This is a genomic window from Streptomyces sp. NPDC000229, from assembly GCF_040300825.1.
Lineage (GTDB): Bacteria > Actinomycetota > Actinomycetes > Streptomycetales > Streptomycetaceae > Streptomyces.
On sequence record NZ_JBEPEL010000124.1, the window covers coordinates 1 to 13,652 of the forward strand.

Consider the following 13,652-nt stretch of genomic DNA (forward strand, 5'->3'; position numbering starts at 1 on the left):
CTGGTGCCCGGCCCGGTGGTGTGGGCCCAGCAGTCCCCGGGCAACGCCCGCAGCGGGCGCGAGGTAGCCGCGCAGGCCGGTCCGGTGGCCCAGGTCCGGGAGCCGGTGGACGCGCCACTGGCGGGCGTACCGGGGGATGCCGCCCAGGTCGGAGACGAGGACCGCCACCGGGATGCGCTCGCCCATGGCGGTGAGGCCCTCCGGTGTGATGCTCCCGTCGTGGCCCGAGGGCTGGCGCGAGGCGCATCCGGCGCGGAACGCCACCCGGATGGCGTCCTCGCCGCTCACCACACAGGGTGGGCGGACGCCCTGCGCGTGCAACTCGGCGGCGATGCGGCCGAGGGCGACGGTGTCGCGGCGTACCCGGTCCGCCACCGAGTCGAGCACCCGGTACTGCACCGCCAGGTGCCCGGTGACCGCCACGGCGACCAGCACGACGCCGACGCTCCGGCGCTTCCCCGGCCGGGCGGGGCGGACGATCCGGAGCAGGAACCGCGCGACGGGCAGGGCGAGCAAGGCGTACGCGGGCAGCAGGAAGCGCGGCGCGGCGTATCCGACGGTGAAGAGGTACGGCGCGGCCAGCACCAGTCCGGTCACGGTCGCCAGGACGATCGGTACGCGGTCGCGGGTGCGGGCGGCGGCCCACACGCCGCCCGCCACGAGCAGGGGCAGGGCGAGGAACCAGACGGCGGCCTGCGGGAGCCGCCAGGGCACGTCGCAGGGACGGCACAGCGTCCGCCCGCCGAGCGCGCGCACATGGTCGTCGACGGCGAAGTACCAGCCGAGGTGGCCCTGGATCTCGCTGGCCCGCCGCAGTCTGGCGTGGAGTCCGCCGTAGTGCGCGTAGGCCTCGACGACCCACGGCGCGCAGCCGAGGACCAGGCCCGCGGCGAGCACGGCGGGCACCGCCCAGGGCCTGCGGTGCGCCGGTCGCATGAGCAGCGCCGCCGCCGCGAGCGGCAGGGCCAGCCACACCGCGTCGGTGGGGCGCATCAGTGCGGCGAGCGCGACCCCGGCTCCGAGGCCGGGCAGCGCCCAGCGGTCGGCGGGGTCCCGGACGGCCCGCAGGAAGAAGCCCACGGCGGCGAGCGCGCCGTAGGCGACCCAGAGGTTCGGCATCGCCTGCGGGCCGTAGAACATCGTGACCCACAGGGTCGCGAACAGTGCCCCGGCGGTCGCGAGCACCGGAACGGGCAGCAGCCGCCGCCACACCCACAGCCCGAGGAACAGGCCGCAGCCCGACAACAGGGCCAGGTGGACGCGGAGCGCCTCCACCGAGGTCGTCAGCGCCGCCACGGGTGCGACCAGGAAGCTGATGCCCCGTGCCCGCGGGGCGCTGAAGAACGCCGCCGGGGCCTGCGGGCTGACCTGGCTGACGTACACCGTCTCGTCCCAGCCGAGGCCGAGACCGGGCATCACCAGGGCGAGCTGCGCCAGTGTGAAGGCGGCGGCGACGGCCGCCAGCCAGGGCAGCGGGCGCGTGGACGCCCCGGCGGTGGGCGAGTGCCCGTCGTCGGGTGTCGCGAGCGGCGCGCTGTCCGGCGAGCCCGCGATGACACGTGTTTCCTGCATGGCCCCGGCCTCACTCGTCGCATCTCGTGGCAGTACGACGGGGGCTCCTCCCCCGCCGTCCTCCCACCACGCTGCGCGCCGGCCGCGCCCGGCGCCCCGGGGAGGCACGGCAGTCGGCCCAACGGCCGGGCCCGAAGGGGTGACGAGGCCGGCTCGCCCCGTTCCCGGCCCGCACGTGGTGACGGGGCTCAGCAGCGCAGTCCGACGATGTCCCAGCCCCGGCGGTGTGCTTCTCGGACGACTTCGCCCCACCCCTTGAGGAGGTCCGCGAACGACTCGAAGTCGGGTATCCAGCCCTGGGGGCCGGCAGCGTGCCGGGTGAACGGCTCCCGCAGGGAGTCGAGGTCCGGCAGTGCCTCGGCCCACTGCCCCTCGAGCACCGCGACGTCTCCCGGTGGGCACCACAGCAGCAGGTGCGCGTCCCAGGCGCCCTCCGGTACGGCGAGGACTCCGGCGTCCTCCCCCGCCACGTATTCCAGGCCGTGCCAGAACAGCCGTGCGGTGAACCGGTCCAGAGCGGTGCGCAGGCCTGGGTGCGCGAAGTCCCGGACGCGCTCCCACCGCTCGCCCGCCCAGAAGTGCGGCTTGTAGGAGTCGAGGGTGCGGCGGAAGGAGTACCTGACGCACCAGCCCGCGCCCACGGCCGTGGGCGGGATCCACCCCTCCTCCAGGAGGCCGTCCCCGTAGTCCTCGTCCCCGAAGGCGGCGTCGATGAGCAGCTCTTCCCGCTCGTCCGGCGGCGCCGCCTCCACCCGCTCCCAGTCGACGACCATCACTTCGATGCTCACTCCCATGGCCGCAAGGGTAGGGCCGCGCTCCCGGCGACCGGGCGGCTGTTAGCTTCGTACGCCATGCGATCACATGACTATGACCTGGACTTCCGTGACCGAGCCAGGCGGGAAAGGGCCTGGGGCATCGGGCTGTTGTCGCTGGCCGGCCTGCTGTGGACGTGGTGCGCCGTCCTGTTGCTCATTCCGTACGAGGTCGACGAGGAACCCGACGACCGTTACCCCAGGGAGTGCGAGTCGCGGCTGTTCACCGAGCGCGGCACGGCCAACGACGGGGTGGTGAACGGCGCTTGGTGCGAGAACGAGCGGGACTGGCCCGAGGCCCTCGCCGTGCTCGGGCTGTCGGTGCCGGTGTCGGTCGCCGGTGCGATGCTGTTCACCAGCGGCAGCGTGAGCGGCCGGATGAGCGCCCATGCCGAGGCCATGCGCGTGCTGGACGAGCTCGCCGACCGGCCGTCGAAGTAGGGCGGTTCTCCTCATGCGGACGAAGAAGCAAAGCAGGACCACGCCGTTGCGCAGGATGGGCGGGTATGCCGTCGATCCGTGGAAGTCGGCGCGGCGTACGGCGGCGCTGGTGCTGTTCGGGTGGGCGGCCGCGGCGGCCACCACGTGGATCGCCCACCTGGCGTTGGGCTGGGAGGCGGTCCCCATCATGGTCGGGACGGCGTTGTGTGTCGCCTTCGCCGTGACGCTGGCGCTGCTCCACCGCGCCTTCTGGCTAGCCGTACTGTCCGCGGTGCCCGCGCTGTTCATCCTCATCGGGGCCGTCGACTACGCCCCCGAAGCCGTGCTGGAGCGGCGCGGGGTGCGGGAGCGCGTGGAGATCGTGGCGGACAGCGCGACCGGCACGGCGAGCGACAACCACCGCTTCACGTTGCGGGCCACGGACGGGAGCCTCCTCGAGGAGAAGCTGGAGTACAACGGTGACGTCTGGGCCCCGGAGGTGGGAGACCGGCTCGACGTCGTTCGTGACCCGGAGGGCGTCGTGCCGATGGAGCAGGCGGACCATGTGGATGCCTCGGGCCGGCTGAGCGGCCTGGTCGGTGGCGCGGTGACGTGGACCTTGATGGCGGTCCTGGCCGGCCGGCGTGGCCATGTGCGTCGCCGCCTCGGCCGGGAGTCCATCTGGGGCGGTCTCCTCTGAGCCCGGGCGGGCGGTGGACGCGCCACGGCCGGCGGGTCACCCCCGTGCCGGGAGCAGTGGCCGCACCGTGGTCGCCGACGGGCCGGAGAAGGTGAAGGCCCTCTCCAGGCCGGTCGCCCTGAGGATCTTCTCCACGGCCGGGGACGCGGCGTGCAGCAGGAGCCGGGTGCCGTTGGTGGCCGCCTGCCGGCGGGCCCACAGCAGTACGCTCAGGCCGGAGCAGTCCAGGAAGGTGACGCCGGACAGGTCGACGAGGACGGTGGGCGACCGGGGCAGCGCGGCGTGCAGGCGGCTGCGCAGTTCCTCGCCGGTGACGATGTCGAGCTCACCGGACACGGTCAGCACGGTGCTGCCGCCGGGTTGTGTGGTGGCCGTGGTGCGGAACTGGTCAGTCATCGCCGTGCCCCCTTCCGCCGAGGGCGGGGGAAACGTCCCGTCGAGCAACAGGAAAACGCGATCCGGCCCCGCTGTCCACCACACCGCGGCCGCGGCGGGAATCGCCGTCGGCCTTCCGTCGGTTTTCCGGGTGAGGAGAGACCGACCGGTGGAGGTGTCCGATGGCTCCACTCACGCCCGCCCGGAGGCGGCCGCGGACGCGGACCCCTGCCCCTCAGCCCGTCGTGTCCTACGCCGAAGGACGCCCCACCGGCCTGCCGGCGGTCACCGTGGCGTACGAGCGGCACGGGGACGGCGAGCCGCTCGTGCTGCTGCACGGGGTAGCCGATGACCGCCGGGTCTGGCGTGCCGTGGTGCCGCTGCTGACCGGGCACGAGGTGTTCGCCATGGACCTTCCGGGTTTCGGGGAATCACCCGACCTGGACCCGGCCGTGCCGCGGGACCTGGAGACGGCGGTGGTGTGGATGGGTGCGGTGTTCGCCGGGCTGGGGGTGGAGCGGCCGCATGTGGCGGGTCATTCACTGGGCGGGCTGATGGCGCTGCGGCTGGCCCAGGCCGGGCTGGCGCGGAGTGTGACGGCGCTGGCCCCGGCGGGGTTCTGGACCGGTGCCGAGCGGAGGTACGCGTACGCCGTCCTGGCCATGGCCCGGCAGAGCGCGGCCTGCAAGGCCACCCTCCGGGCCGGGCGGGCATCCCGGCTGTTCAGCGGGGACATCCCCGGCGTGCCCGTCACCGTCGCCTGGGGCACGCGGGACCGTCTCCTGCCTCCCTGGCAGGCCTCGCGGGTGAAAGCCATGATCCCCGGCGCGCGGCTGGTGCCGCTGCCCGGCTGCGGCCATGTACCGATGACGGAGGCGCCCGAACTGGTCTCCCGCGTCCTGCTCGAAAACGCGGGCGGCCCCCTTCCGTGAGCCGGACCGGCTCACTCGGCAGCTCTTCTACGGTGTGCGGCGTCCTGCGGCGATGCCCATGGTGTCCGGCGCGAGGACGGCTCGGTCCGATGCTGTTCGACCTACCGGCGTCGACCCGGACCAGGCGGGCGTCGAGGCGGTCTCGGAGCGGCTCACCGGCAGGTTCACCCGCCAGTTCTTCTGGCCGACTCCCTGGTCACGAGCGCTTCGAGGCAACGTACGACACGGGTCTGCTCCGCCCTGCGCATCCCGGTGGCCGAGCAGCCGAGCCGCGCTGGATCGGCATCAGCGGCGGCGGCCGCAGGAGCTGCGGTCCTGATATGCACCGGCGAGCGGCCCCGGCGCGGGGCGGTCACCGTGCGGGCCGCACACAGCACCCTCTGGGGCCGGCGCGAAGGGCAGCAACCACTGGGCTGCACCGACCTGGCCGGCGAGTACGTGTCGCGCCCCACCCCGCCGGCATCCGGACCGGCGTGGAGCGGCACGACCGGAGCCGAGCCGCCTTCGGCCGCATCCGCGCCCGAGCGCGGCTGACGGGGCGGGGCCGGTCCCCGGACGGAACCGTCACAGGGACACGGCGGGGGTGAGACTGCTCGGCGGCGCCGGTGTCTCGCTCGACGACGCGTTGAGGGCCGCCGTCAGAAGCATCCCCACCAGAGCGATGACGACCAGGATCAGGGCGGTCCTGCGGTGCCGGTTCCGCTGAGGCGGGGCCGGGTCACCGCTCCGGTCCTCCCCGGAGAACTGCTCGTTGAGCGTGTTCATGCGGGCGGCGAGATCAGGGTCCTCACTGGTGAGCCCGCGCTCTATCTGCGCGAGGATACGTCCTTCCGACTCGTGTTCCATGGCAGCCACCTGCTTCAGGGGAAGGATTCACGCGCGGGAAAAGCCACTCGTACACCTACACATTTTCCCCCATCTCGTCCGTCCAGGCCCCTCCCGGCCCCTTGCCGCACCCGGGGCGGCCTTCTCAGCCCGCGGTGACCTTGGCCACGAAGGCGTCAAGGTTGGCCGCCATGCGGGCGATGCGCTCGTCCAGGGTGAGGGACTCCTCATAGCGCCCGGAACGCAGCTTCGGCTGCCGCTTGCCGCGAACGTACAAGGGGCACGCAAGGTCCGAGCAGAGGTAGGTGCCGACCGTGTTGCCCTCACGGCCCCGTGCCCCCGCCAAGGGGGCGACGAGCAGAGTGACCCCCGAGGAAGCGTGTCCGGTGAGGCATATCTGGCAGAGGCTGGACTTCACCGCACTGGCGCGGCCCACGGCCGGGACGCGCAGGGTGATGCCCAGCGGTCCGTCCCCACGCGGCAGCACGAGGTGGGCCCGCAGAGGAGCCCCTGGATCCACCCACCCCAGGAAGTCCAGGTCCCCCCATGGGAGTTCGGTGAAGTCGGACGGCAGCCTGAGCCGCGACGCCTCGCCCTTGGTGCAGTTCACGAAGGACGAGCGGATCTGTTTCTCACTGAGCGGTTCCACGGGCGCCGACCCTACGCACGGGCCGATCACGACGCATCCCCATTTACCGCCACGGTGCCCTCCGTACCACCGCTGCCGCGGGGCTGCGCCAGTCGGATGCACATCGGGGACCGACGGGCAGGCCGGGGCGGTGGCGCGGTAACAGGGGGGTATGGCTGGAATCGAGCTCAGAAGTACCGCGTTCAACGACGGCGCGTTCATTCCCCGTCGCCACGCCAAGGAAGGCGACGACGTCTCGCCCGCACTGTCATGGTCCGGAGTGCCGGAGGGCACCGCGGAGCTGCTCCTGCTGTGCGAGGACCCCGACGCGCCCTCCGGCACCTTCCTGCACTGGCTCGTGACGGGCATCGACCCGTCGAGCGAGGGAGTGGACACCGGGGAAACCCCCAGAGGCGGAAAGAGCCGCCCCAACGACTACGGGCAGCCCGGCTGGGGAGGTCCGCAGCCACCCGTCGGCGATCGGGCGCACCGGTACATCTTCCACCTCTACGCGCTACCGGAGCCGGTCACCCTGCCCGAGAAGGCGACCGCCCAGGACGTGCACGCGGCGGTGGACGAGCGGCAGTCGGCCGCCGGCACGCTGGTCGGCCTCTACCAGCGCTGAGCAGTGCCGGAAAACCGTTCGAAGCGGAGGCGCCGGCGATCTAGCATGACCGGCCATGCCCACGAACGCGGAGATCATTCACAGAGCGCTGGACCGGATCACGGCCGGGTACGTCTTCCCGGACAGGACCTCATCCATCGACACCTCGATCCGGCGCCGCCTCGCGGCCGGGGACTACGACGGCCTGGAGGGCCCCGCTCTGTGCGAGGCGGTGACCGCCCACCTTCAGGAGGCCTGCCCGGACAAGCACCTCCGGCTGCTGTGGACGGACGAGCCGCAGGACCTGGATCCCGCGACCGAGGACGAGGGCCGGTCGGCCTTCCTCGACCTGCTCAGGGCGGAGAACCAGGGCATCCGCCGCTTCGAGCATCTGGACGGCAACATCGGGCTCATCGACATACGGCGGATCGCCTGCGCGGACGAGGGCGGCCGGGCGATCGGCGCGGCCATGGAGCTGGCCGCCCTCAGCTCCGCCCTGATCCTCGACCTTCGCGCCTGCCGGGGCGGTGCCCCCGAGGGCGCGGCGATGTGGTGCAGCTACTTCTTCCCCGACGACCAGGTGCACCTCAACGACATCTACGACCGTCGCACCGACTCCACCCGCCAGTTCTGGACGATCGCGCACCTTCCCGCGCCGCGCTACCTGGACCGCCCGGTCTACGTGCTGACCAGTTCCCTCACCTTCTCGGGCGGTGAGGACGTGGCGTACACCCTCCAGGCCCACGGCCGGGCGGTCGTGGTCGGTGAGACGACCCGTGGCGGGGCCCATCCGACGGCCCGGTACGCGGTGGCCGAACACATCCTCGTGACGGTCCCCACCGCCCGCACCATCAGTACCGTGACCGGCACCAACTGGGAGGGCGTCGGGGTCGCCCCGGACGTTCCGGTCCCCGCCGGCGACGCACTCGACACGGCCCACAGGGCCGCCCTCCGCCGACTCGGCGCATAGGTAGGGTGCGCTCGTGAGCAGCAGGCAGCGCACCGAAGTGAGCCGGAACCAGGTACTGGCCTACCGGGTGGCGGTCCACGGGTTCGACCGCTCCTCCCCCGCCCCCGGCATGCTCACCTTGGGCGTGCAGGACACGCCGTACGGATCCGCCGGACCGGCCCTGGCCGCGCGGGGCGCGTCCCGTGACGGGCTCGAACTGGTCTGGTCGTTCCGCGGCGCGCCCCATCTGCACCGGCGCGCGGACCTGCGGGCGCTGGCCGCGGCTCTGTGGCCGCTGGACGACGCCGACGCGACGGCGCGAATTGACACGGCGGTGATCAGGGAAGGGGCGCGACTGGGCATCGAGGCCTTCCGGGTCACCGCGGAGGCGTTCCGCGACGTGGTGACCGTGCCGATGGCCAAGGCCGAGGTCAGCACGGCGGTCAGCGCCGCCGTACCGGAGTCGCTGACCTACTGGTGCGAGCGGTGCGGGGCGCAGCACATCTCCGGGCTGCTCTTCCAGCAGGCCGGGCTCTTCGGGTCGGTCCGGGTCGCGCCGAAGGGAAACGGGACGGTACTGGCGCCGCTGGCCACGAGGTTCCCGGTGCCGGCCGCGGCGTCCGGGACCGCCGAACTGGTCCGCGCCTATCTGCGTTTCCTCGGGCCCGCCACCCCCGCCGAGGTGGCGAAGTACCTCGGCACCAGACCGGCCGCGGTCAAGGCGGTGTGGCCGGACGACCTGGCCGAGGTGTGGGTGGAGGGCCGCAAGGCATGGCTCCCCGCCTCCGGGCTGGAGGCGCTGGTGTCGGCCCGAGGGAGCGACCGGCTCGTGCGGCTGCTGCCGCCGGGCGACCCCTACCTCCAGGCACGCGACCGGGCACTGGTCGTGCCGGACAAGAGCCGGGAGAAGGAGATCTGGCGGGCCATCGGCGGCCCGGGGGCGCTGCTGGTGGGCTCGGAGATCGCCGGCACCTGGCGCGCCAAGGCCGCCGGTCGCCAACTCGACCTGACGGTCACGACCTTCGGGCCGCTGTCCCCCACGGTCCGCAAACGGCTGGACGACGAGGCCGCGACGGTGGCCTCGGCACGCGGCGCGGCCGGGGTCCGCCTGCACATCGCCTAGGCGGTCCTCCCCGTCGGGCTCAGCCCTTCCCGGCGACGTCGGTCCGGCAGCGCGGCGAGGCGTTCGGCGGCGCTCCGGGCGAGGTCGCCGACACCGCCGGGGCGCCGGCAGAGGTTCCAGCGGGTGGGACACCGTCCGCGCTTCCATGCCACCCTGCCTCGGCGACGAGTGGTGATGCGTGCGGCGGGACGTCCACACCGGTGCGCGGCACCGGCCGCCCTGTGGCCTGCATCGGGCCGTCGTGGCCGTCCCGCCGTACGCCGCGCCTCACGCGTCACTGCTCACGCGTCACGCGTCAGGGGTCACCGGTCACGCGGAGACGATGTTCTCCGCCTGCGGTCCCTTGCGCCCGTCAGTGACGTCGAAGGTAACCTTCTGACCCTCGGTCAGCTCACGGTAACCGGCGCCGGTGATGTGGGAGTAGTGGGCGAAGACATCCGGCCCGCCGCCGTCCTGGGCGATGAAGCCGAAGCCCTTCTCGCTGTTGAACCACTTGACCGTTCCCGTAGCCATATCGGCCTCCTTTGCCTGGACGGCCCGCACGGTGCGGGCCCGGAGAGTGCGGGCCCGACATGGGGTGTGACAGCACGAACGCCCGTGATCGCGATCACGGGCGCACACTTCGGAACCACGACTTCTCTGCCACCGACCGTACCCGAACAGTGCTCGACCTGCTACGCAGCGCACGCGGCCGGTTCGTATGTCGCGTACCTCCCGCGTGGCGCGGGAGGAGCGCCGAGGGCACGCTGGGAAGAGGGATTCCCGGGACTTCGCACGTCGAGGAGGTGGCTTCCCCATGACGGAGCCGAGTGGTTCGAGAAACCCCGGTGCCGACCCGGCTACCCGGGGCAAAACGACCATCGCGGACGGGGTCGTGGTCAAGATCGCCGGAATGGCGGCCAGAGAGGTGGACGGCGTCCACGCCCTTGGCGGTGGGCTGGCCCGCACCGTGGGAGCGGTACGGGACCGCGTCCCGGGCGGACGCGCGAGCGTCACGCGCGGCGTCAAGGTGGAAGTCGGCGAGCGTCAGAGCGCCATCGACCTCGAACTCGTCGTCGAGTACGGCGTGCCCATCGCGGACCTGGCCGGAGATGTGCGCGAGAACGTCATCGAGGCGGTGGAACGTATGACGGGCCTGGAAGTGGTCGAGGTGAACATCGCCGTGGACGACGTCCACCTGCCCGAGGAGGAGGACGAGGAGACGCCCGAGGGACGTGTCCGCTAGACCCTGGGCGGCCCGCACCCTGGGCGGCCCGCCACTGGTCACGGCGAGAGGCGGCGGCCCGAGCACACCGGCAGGCAGGCAGCGGCCGGCGAGGAACCGGGACCGCTGCCTGCCGTGACGGTGCCGACCGCTACATCGGGTCGATGTTCCCGCCGGCCATGCCACGCTCCTGCTCGCTCTGCTCCTTGAGCCGGCGAGCCTTGTCCCGCAGCCGCTGGCGGTCCTGCGGGTCGGTGGCGCGTTCCGCCGCCTGCTCCAGCTCCTGCGCCTTCGCGCGCATCTGGAGGATTCGGCTGCTGGGTTCGTCCGCGACGCTCATGCTGGTCCTGCCTTCCGTCTGATCGGGGTGGCGCGAGGCCGGGCCAGATCAGACAAACAGAGCCTTCTCGCATCCGCATCCTGGACGGTCACCCACGGTTACCCGCGCGTGCCGCGCGGCGTCGGGGGTAACGGAAGCTGAAGCAGACCGACCTGACTTGGGGGCAAGTGATGGCGCGGACCGAGCTGCGCGACAAGGTGACGGAGGACAGGCGGGGCGCGCCCCGGTGGGGCCGCGTGGCGGCCATGCTGCTGGCCTTCGCGGGGATGGTGGCTTTCGCCGTGGTGCTGGCCCGGCTCACCCTGGAACCATCGGCCGCCTCCGAGCCGCTGACCCACAGCAATCTGCGCCCGGGCGACTCCATCCGCGACTACCTCGCGCAGCCCGCCCTCCGTGACACGGTCAAGCAGCTCGGCGGCAACATCCTGCTGGGTGTCCCGTTCGGTGTGCTCCTGCCGGTGCTGGTGCCCCGGGCGCGCGGGCTGCTCCGGGTGGCCGCGGTCACCGCTCTGGTGATGCTGCTGGTCGAGCTCGTGCAAGGCGCCCTCATCACCGGGCGGGCCTTCGACATCGACGACGTCCTGCTCAACACCTCGGGCGCCCTGCTGGGTTACCTGCTGATCGGCCGCCGGCTCGGCAGGGCCGTACATCCCAGGCGTCGCCACTGGTGGCACCGCTTCACCGGACGGCGGACGACGACGTCGGCCGAGCGCTAGTACCCTGCGCCCGCGCCCGGCCGGCCGGTCGTCAGAAGAACGCCGGGTCACCGCCGAAGCTGACGGCCACGTGGTAGGCCTGAGCCGCGTTCACGCAGTTCATGTGGGCCAGGGGGGTGACGTAGGTGTCCTGGCAGACCCGCTCCATCTCGGTCCGGAACCGGCTGTCGATCCAGTTCTTGGTCTCCCGGGTCGGGCTGAGCTTCAGTTCGTGGTGGGCGCCGTAGTTGCGGTACCCGAAGTCGTGCTGCACGCAGGCGGGCCGGAACACCTCGCTGTACGGGGCGAAGCCGGTGGGTACGGAACAGCCGTCGGTCGTCCAGTTGAACGGCTCGACGCGTGGGGTGCTGGCGAACTCCCGGTAGGTGAGGCTCATGATCTGGTCCGCCTGCTCGCGCACGGACGGTTCGGCGATGAGGACGACGGGGTCGGTGTCGGCGGCGACGGCGGTGCCGGCGGCGGTGACGACGCCGCTCAGGGCGGTGGTGGTAGCGAACGCGAGCGCGGCGGCGGTGGTCGAGAGCTTCCTGCGCATCGGGCCTCCAGATTGTCGGTCTTGGGCGGAGAAGTCCCGCCCAGGACTGCAAACGATCAGCCGGGTACGAGGTTGCTGAAGGTCCCCTGTACGGGGACGGGAACGCCGACCGGCACCGGATGCGGGAGCCGTGTCATACGCCGCCGCCGGCCGTCGCGCCGCGTCCGGTGCCGGGCGGAACAAGCCCTTGATCGCCTCGGACGTGGAGGTCCCGGTGGCGACGGCGAACCACCGGCCGGCCGCCTGCCGGTGGGCTCAGATCCGCCAGCCGCGGATGCGGTCCGCCGCCTGGTAGACGGTGGCCTTCGCCGCCCGGATGTCGCGTACCAGCTCCACGAGAGCCCCGTACGGGGCGTCGATGCCCTCGCCGGAGGCGTGCATATAGGCGACGGCGACCTGGCAGGCGTACAGCGAGTTGCGGTGCGGCAGCGGCTGGAGGCGCACGAGGGTGTGCAGGAGGGCGGCCGCGCGCCAGGCGGGGTCGGGTTCGGCCGTCGTGGGGCGAGGGATGCGGGTCTTGTGCCGGGCGACGGCCGCGACGAGAGCGGAGTAGTCCGCGACGGACACGTCTTCGGGGACGGCCTGCTCCTGGACATCGAGGAGCCAGGGGACGTCGATGTAGAGCACCATCAGGCGGCCGCGCCTCCCCGCCGGCCCTCGGCCCTGGGGATCTCGTCGGGGAAGGCCTCGTCGAACTCCGCCCGGTGGGCCTCGCCCCAGGAGACGGCGTAGCGGACGAACTGGCGCCGCTGACGTTCACGGAGGGGCAGGTCGTGGACGTACTGCTTGAGCGATTTGCCTTCGGCGGCCGCCGCGGCGCGGACCTCCTCCAGCTCCTCGTCGGTGAAGGTGATGTTCAAGGACGGCATACCACTGATGGTACCTAGTAGGTACCAGACCGGCCAGGGGACTGCGGCGGCGACCGCGCGGACCGGGTCGGCCGCCGGGAACGGAACGGCCCGTCCCACGTGGCGCAGGCGCTCCAGCTCCGCGATCACGTCGATCTCGGGGATCGGGCCGTCGGTGATCGTGAATGCGCACACCAGGAACGGCCGGCCGCGGGAGCCATCGCGCGTCCGACGGAACCACTGAACAGGGCCGCCGTCGCGCCCTTCGCCCCCCGGGTGGGCACCGCGGACGACGGGGGGTCTCGGGGGGGGCGACCGCCGGTCCCGCCGGAAGCACCACGCCCCAGTGGATCAGTGTCACGAGCGGTTCGAAGTCACCAGCCCCGGGTGACAGCCAGGAACGCGTCGCTCCCTGGGCGGTCCGCCTCAGGCCGGGTGGCCGGGCGAGAGGTCTGTGACGTCGCTGAACATGATCGGCGTGGGCCGTCCCGTCGCCGCCGGGGACGCGTCGACGGGGTCGAGGAGGAATCCCATGTGGTCACCTCCGTCGATACGGCTGTGTACGCGGCCGACGAACCAGGCGCAGGCGTCAGGCAGTACGGGTACCCCGTCGTGGCTCGGCTGCCAGGTGACTCGATCGAACTTGTCGATCTCGTCCCCGGTCTCGCCGCCGAACAACCGGGCCAGTTCGCCCTGTTCGCGGTGGAGGAGGTGGACGCCGAGATGAGTGGCCTGCCGTGCCACCCGGTAGGTCCGGTTGGCGACGGACAGCCACACGGCGAAGCGAGGCGGTCTGATGGAGCACTGCGAGGCGAAACCGACGAGACAGCCGGCCCGCTCCCCGCCGGCCGCGGCTGTCACGACGTACATCGGATAGTCCAGCAGATCGCTGAAGGCGTCGAGTTGGGCCACAGGACGACACTAGCCTGTCCCGCCGGGCCGGGCTCGCGATGCCACAGCGGCGGCGAGCCCGGGAGTCGGATCGGGGCCGCCCGCGGCGGGGCGGCGGACGCCCACGCATAGCCGGAAAGTAACTGCCAGGTCAAGGACCTGAGCGCACCGCGCCGGG

At 72.5% G+C, this 13,652-nt stretch carries 19 protein-coding genes; 8 read left to right on the forward strand and 11 right to left on the reverse strand.

What is annotated here, in order from left to right:
- Both ABT360_RS33700 and ABT360_RS33705 read right to left on the reverse strand, forming a co-directional pair.
- Positions 1-1,572, reverse strand: a 1,572-nt coding sequence (locus ABT360_RS33700; RefSeq protein WP_351825270.1) for an ArnT family glycosyltransferase, incomplete at its 3' end; no start/stop codon positions are given.
- 188 nt (positions 1,573-1,760) lie between these two features.
- Positions 1,761-2,366 carry a hypothetical protein gene (locus tag ABT360_RS33705; RefSeq protein WP_351825273.1) on the reverse strand — a complete coding sequence of 202 codons (606 nt, stop codon included), beginning with the start codon at positions 2,364-2,366 and terminating at the stop codon, positions 1,761-1,763.
- Between the two features lie 57 nt (positions 2,367-2,423).
- Between ABT360_RS33705 and ABT360_RS33710 the strand changes: the two genes are divergently transcribed.
- The gene (locus tag ABT360_RS33710) at positions 2,424-2,825 is read left to right on the forward strand and encodes a hypothetical protein (protein WP_351825276.1); all 402 of its coding nucleotides are present in this window, start codon (positions 2,424-2,426) and stop codon (positions 2,823-2,825) included.
- Positions 2,826-2,838: 13 nt separating this feature from the next.
- Entirely contained in the window at positions 2,839-3,504 is a 666-nt protein-coding gene (locus ABT360_RS33715; RefSeq protein WP_351825279.1) for a hypothetical protein, read from the forward strand.
- A gap of 36 nt (positions 3,505-3,540) precedes the next feature.
- On the opposite strand, the gene ABT360_RS33720 is transcribed toward ABT360_RS33715, so the two are convergent.
- On the reverse strand, positions 3,541-3,900 hold the full coding sequence (locus ABT360_RS33720; RefSeq protein WP_351825282.1) for an STAS domain-containing protein: 360 nt from the start codon (positions 3,898-3,900) through the stop codon (positions 3,541-3,543).
- 224 nt (positions 3,901-4,124) lie between these two features.
- Here ABT360_RS33720 and ABT360_RS33725 point away from each other — a divergent pair, with 224 nt between their 5' ends.
- A complete protein-coding gene (locus tag ABT360_RS33725) occupies positions 4,125-4,811 on the forward strand; it encodes an alpha/beta fold hydrolase (protein WP_351825285.1) in 687 nt (228 codons plus the stop codon).
- A gap of 564 nt (positions 4,812-5,375) precedes the next feature.
- Here ABT360_RS33725 and ABT360_RS33730 read toward each other — a convergent pair.
- Both ABT360_RS33730 and ABT360_RS33735 read right to left on the reverse strand, forming a co-directional pair.
- Positions 5,376-5,657, reverse strand: a complete 282-nt coding sequence (locus ABT360_RS33730) for a DUF3040 domain-containing protein (RefSeq protein ID WP_351825288.1) — start codon at positions 5,655-5,657, stop codon at positions 5,376-5,378.
- Between the two features lie 124 nt (positions 5,658-5,781).
- Entirely contained in the window at positions 5,782-6,285 is a 504-nt protein-coding gene (locus ABT360_RS33735) for an FBP domain-containing protein (protein ID WP_351825291.1), read from the reverse strand.
- A 151-nt stretch (positions 6,286-6,436) separates the two neighbouring features.
- Between ABT360_RS33735 and ABT360_RS33740 the strand changes: the two genes are divergently transcribed.
- The 3 genes from ABT360_RS33740 to ABT360_RS33750 are packed head-to-tail and all read left to right on the forward strand — an operon-like array spanning position 6,437 to position 8,940.
- Positions 6,437-6,889, forward strand: a complete 453-nt coding sequence (locus ABT360_RS33740) for a YbhB/YbcL family Raf kinase inhibitor-like protein (protein ID WP_351825294.1) — start codon at positions 6,437-6,439, stop codon at positions 6,887-6,889.
- Between the two features lie 55 nt (positions 6,890-6,944).
- Entirely contained in the window at positions 6,945-7,838 is an 894-nt protein-coding gene (locus ABT360_RS33745; protein ID WP_351825297.1) for a S41 family peptidase, read from the forward strand.
- A gap of 13 nt (positions 7,839-7,851) precedes the next feature.
- A complete protein-coding gene (locus ABT360_RS33750; RefSeq protein ID WP_351825300.1) occupies positions 7,852-8,940 on the forward strand; it encodes a DNA glycosylase AlkZ-like family protein in 1,089 nt (362 codons plus the stop codon).
- A gap of 309 nt (positions 8,941-9,249) precedes the next feature.
- Here ABT360_RS33750 and ABT360_RS33755 read toward each other — a convergent pair whose 3' ends face one another.
- Positions 9,250-9,453, reverse strand: a complete 204-nt coding sequence (locus ABT360_RS33755) for a cold-shock protein (RefSeq protein ID WP_351825303.1) — start codon at positions 9,451-9,453, stop codon at positions 9,250-9,252.
- Between the two features lie 283 nt (positions 9,454-9,736).
- On the opposite strand from ABT360_RS33755, the gene ABT360_RS33760 reads away from it, so the two are divergent.
- Entirely contained in the window at positions 9,737-10,165 is a 429-nt protein-coding gene (locus ABT360_RS33760) for an Asp23/Gls24 family envelope stress response protein (RefSeq protein WP_351825306.1), read from the forward strand.
- Between the two features lie 130 nt (positions 10,166-10,295).
- Here the strand turns inward: ABT360_RS33760 and ABT360_RS33765 are convergent, their stop codons facing one another.
- The gene (locus ABT360_RS33765) at positions 10,296-10,484 is read right to left on the reverse strand and encodes a DUF6381 family protein (protein ID WP_351825309.1); all 189 of its coding nucleotides are present in this window, start codon (positions 10,482-10,484) and stop codon (positions 10,296-10,298) included.
- A gap of 170 nt (positions 10,485-10,654) precedes the next feature.
- Between ABT360_RS33765 and ABT360_RS33770 the strand changes: the two genes are divergently transcribed.
- Positions 10,655-11,200 carry a VanZ family protein gene (locus ABT360_RS33770; RefSeq protein ID WP_351825312.1) on the forward strand — a complete coding sequence of 182 codons (546 nt, stop codon included), beginning with the start codon at positions 10,655-10,657 and terminating at the stop codon, positions 11,198-11,200.
- 31 nt (positions 11,201-11,231) lie between these two features.
- Here ABT360_RS33770 and ABT360_RS33775 read toward each other — a convergent pair whose 3' ends face one another.
- From ABT360_RS33775 to ABT360_RS33790, 4 genes are all read right to left on the reverse strand, one after another.
- On the reverse strand, positions 11,232-11,735 hold the full coding sequence (locus ABT360_RS33775) for a phospholipase A2 (RefSeq protein WP_351825314.1): 504 nt from the start codon (positions 11,733-11,735) through the stop codon (positions 11,232-11,234).
- Positions 11,736-11,990: 255 nt separating this feature from the next.
- Complete coding sequence (locus ABT360_RS33780; RefSeq protein WP_351825319.1) at positions 11,991-12,365, reverse strand: toxin Doc; 375 nt, start codon at positions 12,363-12,365, stop codon at positions 11,991-11,993.
- Positions 12,365-12,604, reverse strand: a complete 240-nt coding sequence (locus ABT360_RS33785; protein WP_351825321.1) for a hypothetical protein — start codon at positions 12,602-12,604, stop codon at positions 12,365-12,367. Before ABT360_RS33785 ends, ABT360_RS33780 begins: the two co-directional genes overlap by 1 nt.
- Before the next feature lie 405 nt (positions 12,605-13,009).
- Positions 13,010-13,495 carry a flavin reductase family protein gene (locus ABT360_RS33790; RefSeq protein WP_351825323.1) on the reverse strand — a complete coding sequence of 162 codons (486 nt, stop codon included), beginning with the start codon at positions 13,493-13,495 and terminating at the stop codon, positions 13,010-13,012.
- Positions 13,496-13,652 lie beyond the last annotated feature (157 nt).

What these genes read in the sequence shown, in the direction of transcription:
- ABT360_RS33760 (WP_351825306.1), top strand. Translation starts at nt 9,737, where the DNA reads ATGACGGAGCCGAGTGGTTCGAGAAACCCCGGTGCCGACCCGGCTACC.
- ABT360_RS33775 (WP_351825314.1), bottom strand. Translation starts at nt 11,735, where the DNA reads ATGCGCAGGAAGCTCTCGACCACCGCCGCCGCGCTCGCGTTCGCTACC.
- ABT360_RS33785 (WP_351825321.1), bottom strand. Translation starts at nt 12,604, where the DNA reads ATGCCGTCCTTGAACATCACCTTCACCGACGAGGAGCTGGAGGAGGTC.
- ABT360_RS33705 (WP_351825273.1), bottom strand. Translation starts at nt 2,366, where the DNA reads ATGGGAGTGAGCATCGAAGTGATGGTCGTCGACTGGGAGCGGGTGGAG.
- ABT360_RS33745 (WP_351825297.1), top strand. Translation starts at nt 6,945, where the DNA reads ATGCCCACGAACGCGGAGATCATTCACAGAGCGCTGGACCGGATCACG.
- ABT360_RS33770 (WP_351825312.1), top strand. Translation starts at nt 10,655, where the DNA reads ATGGCGCGGACCGAGCTGCGCGACAAGGTGACGGAGGACAGGCGGGGC.
- ABT360_RS33715 (WP_351825279.1), top strand. Translation starts at nt 2,839, where the DNA reads ATGCGGACGAAGAAGCAAAGCAGGACCACGCCGTTGCGCAGGATGGGC.
- ABT360_RS33765 (WP_351825309.1), bottom strand. Translation starts at nt 10,484, where the DNA reads ATGAGCGTCGCGGACGAACCCAGCAGCCGAATCCTCCAGATGCGCGCG.
- ABT360_RS33720 (WP_351825282.1), bottom strand. Translation starts at nt 3,900, where the DNA reads ATGACTGACCAGTTCCGCACCACGGCCACCACACAACCCGGCGGCAGC.
- ABT360_RS33780 (WP_351825319.1), bottom strand. Translation starts at nt 12,365, where the DNA reads ATGGTGCTCTACATCGACGTCCCCTGGCTCCTCGATGTCCAGGAGCAG.
- ABT360_RS33710 (WP_351825276.1), top strand. Translation starts at nt 2,424, where the DNA reads ATGCGATCACATGACTATGACCTGGACTTCCGTGACCGAGCCAGGCGG.
- ABT360_RS33755 (WP_351825303.1), bottom strand. Translation starts at nt 9,453, where the DNA reads ATGGCTACGGGAACGGTCAAGTGGTTCAACAGCGAGAAGGGCTTCGGC.
- ABT360_RS33740 (WP_351825294.1), top strand. Translation starts at nt 6,437, where the DNA reads ATGGCTGGAATCGAGCTCAGAAGTACCGCGTTCAACGACGGCGCGTTC.
- ABT360_RS33730 (WP_351825288.1), bottom strand. Translation starts at nt 5,657, where the DNA reads ATGGAACACGAGTCGGAAGGACGTATCCTCGCGCAGATAGAGCGCGGG.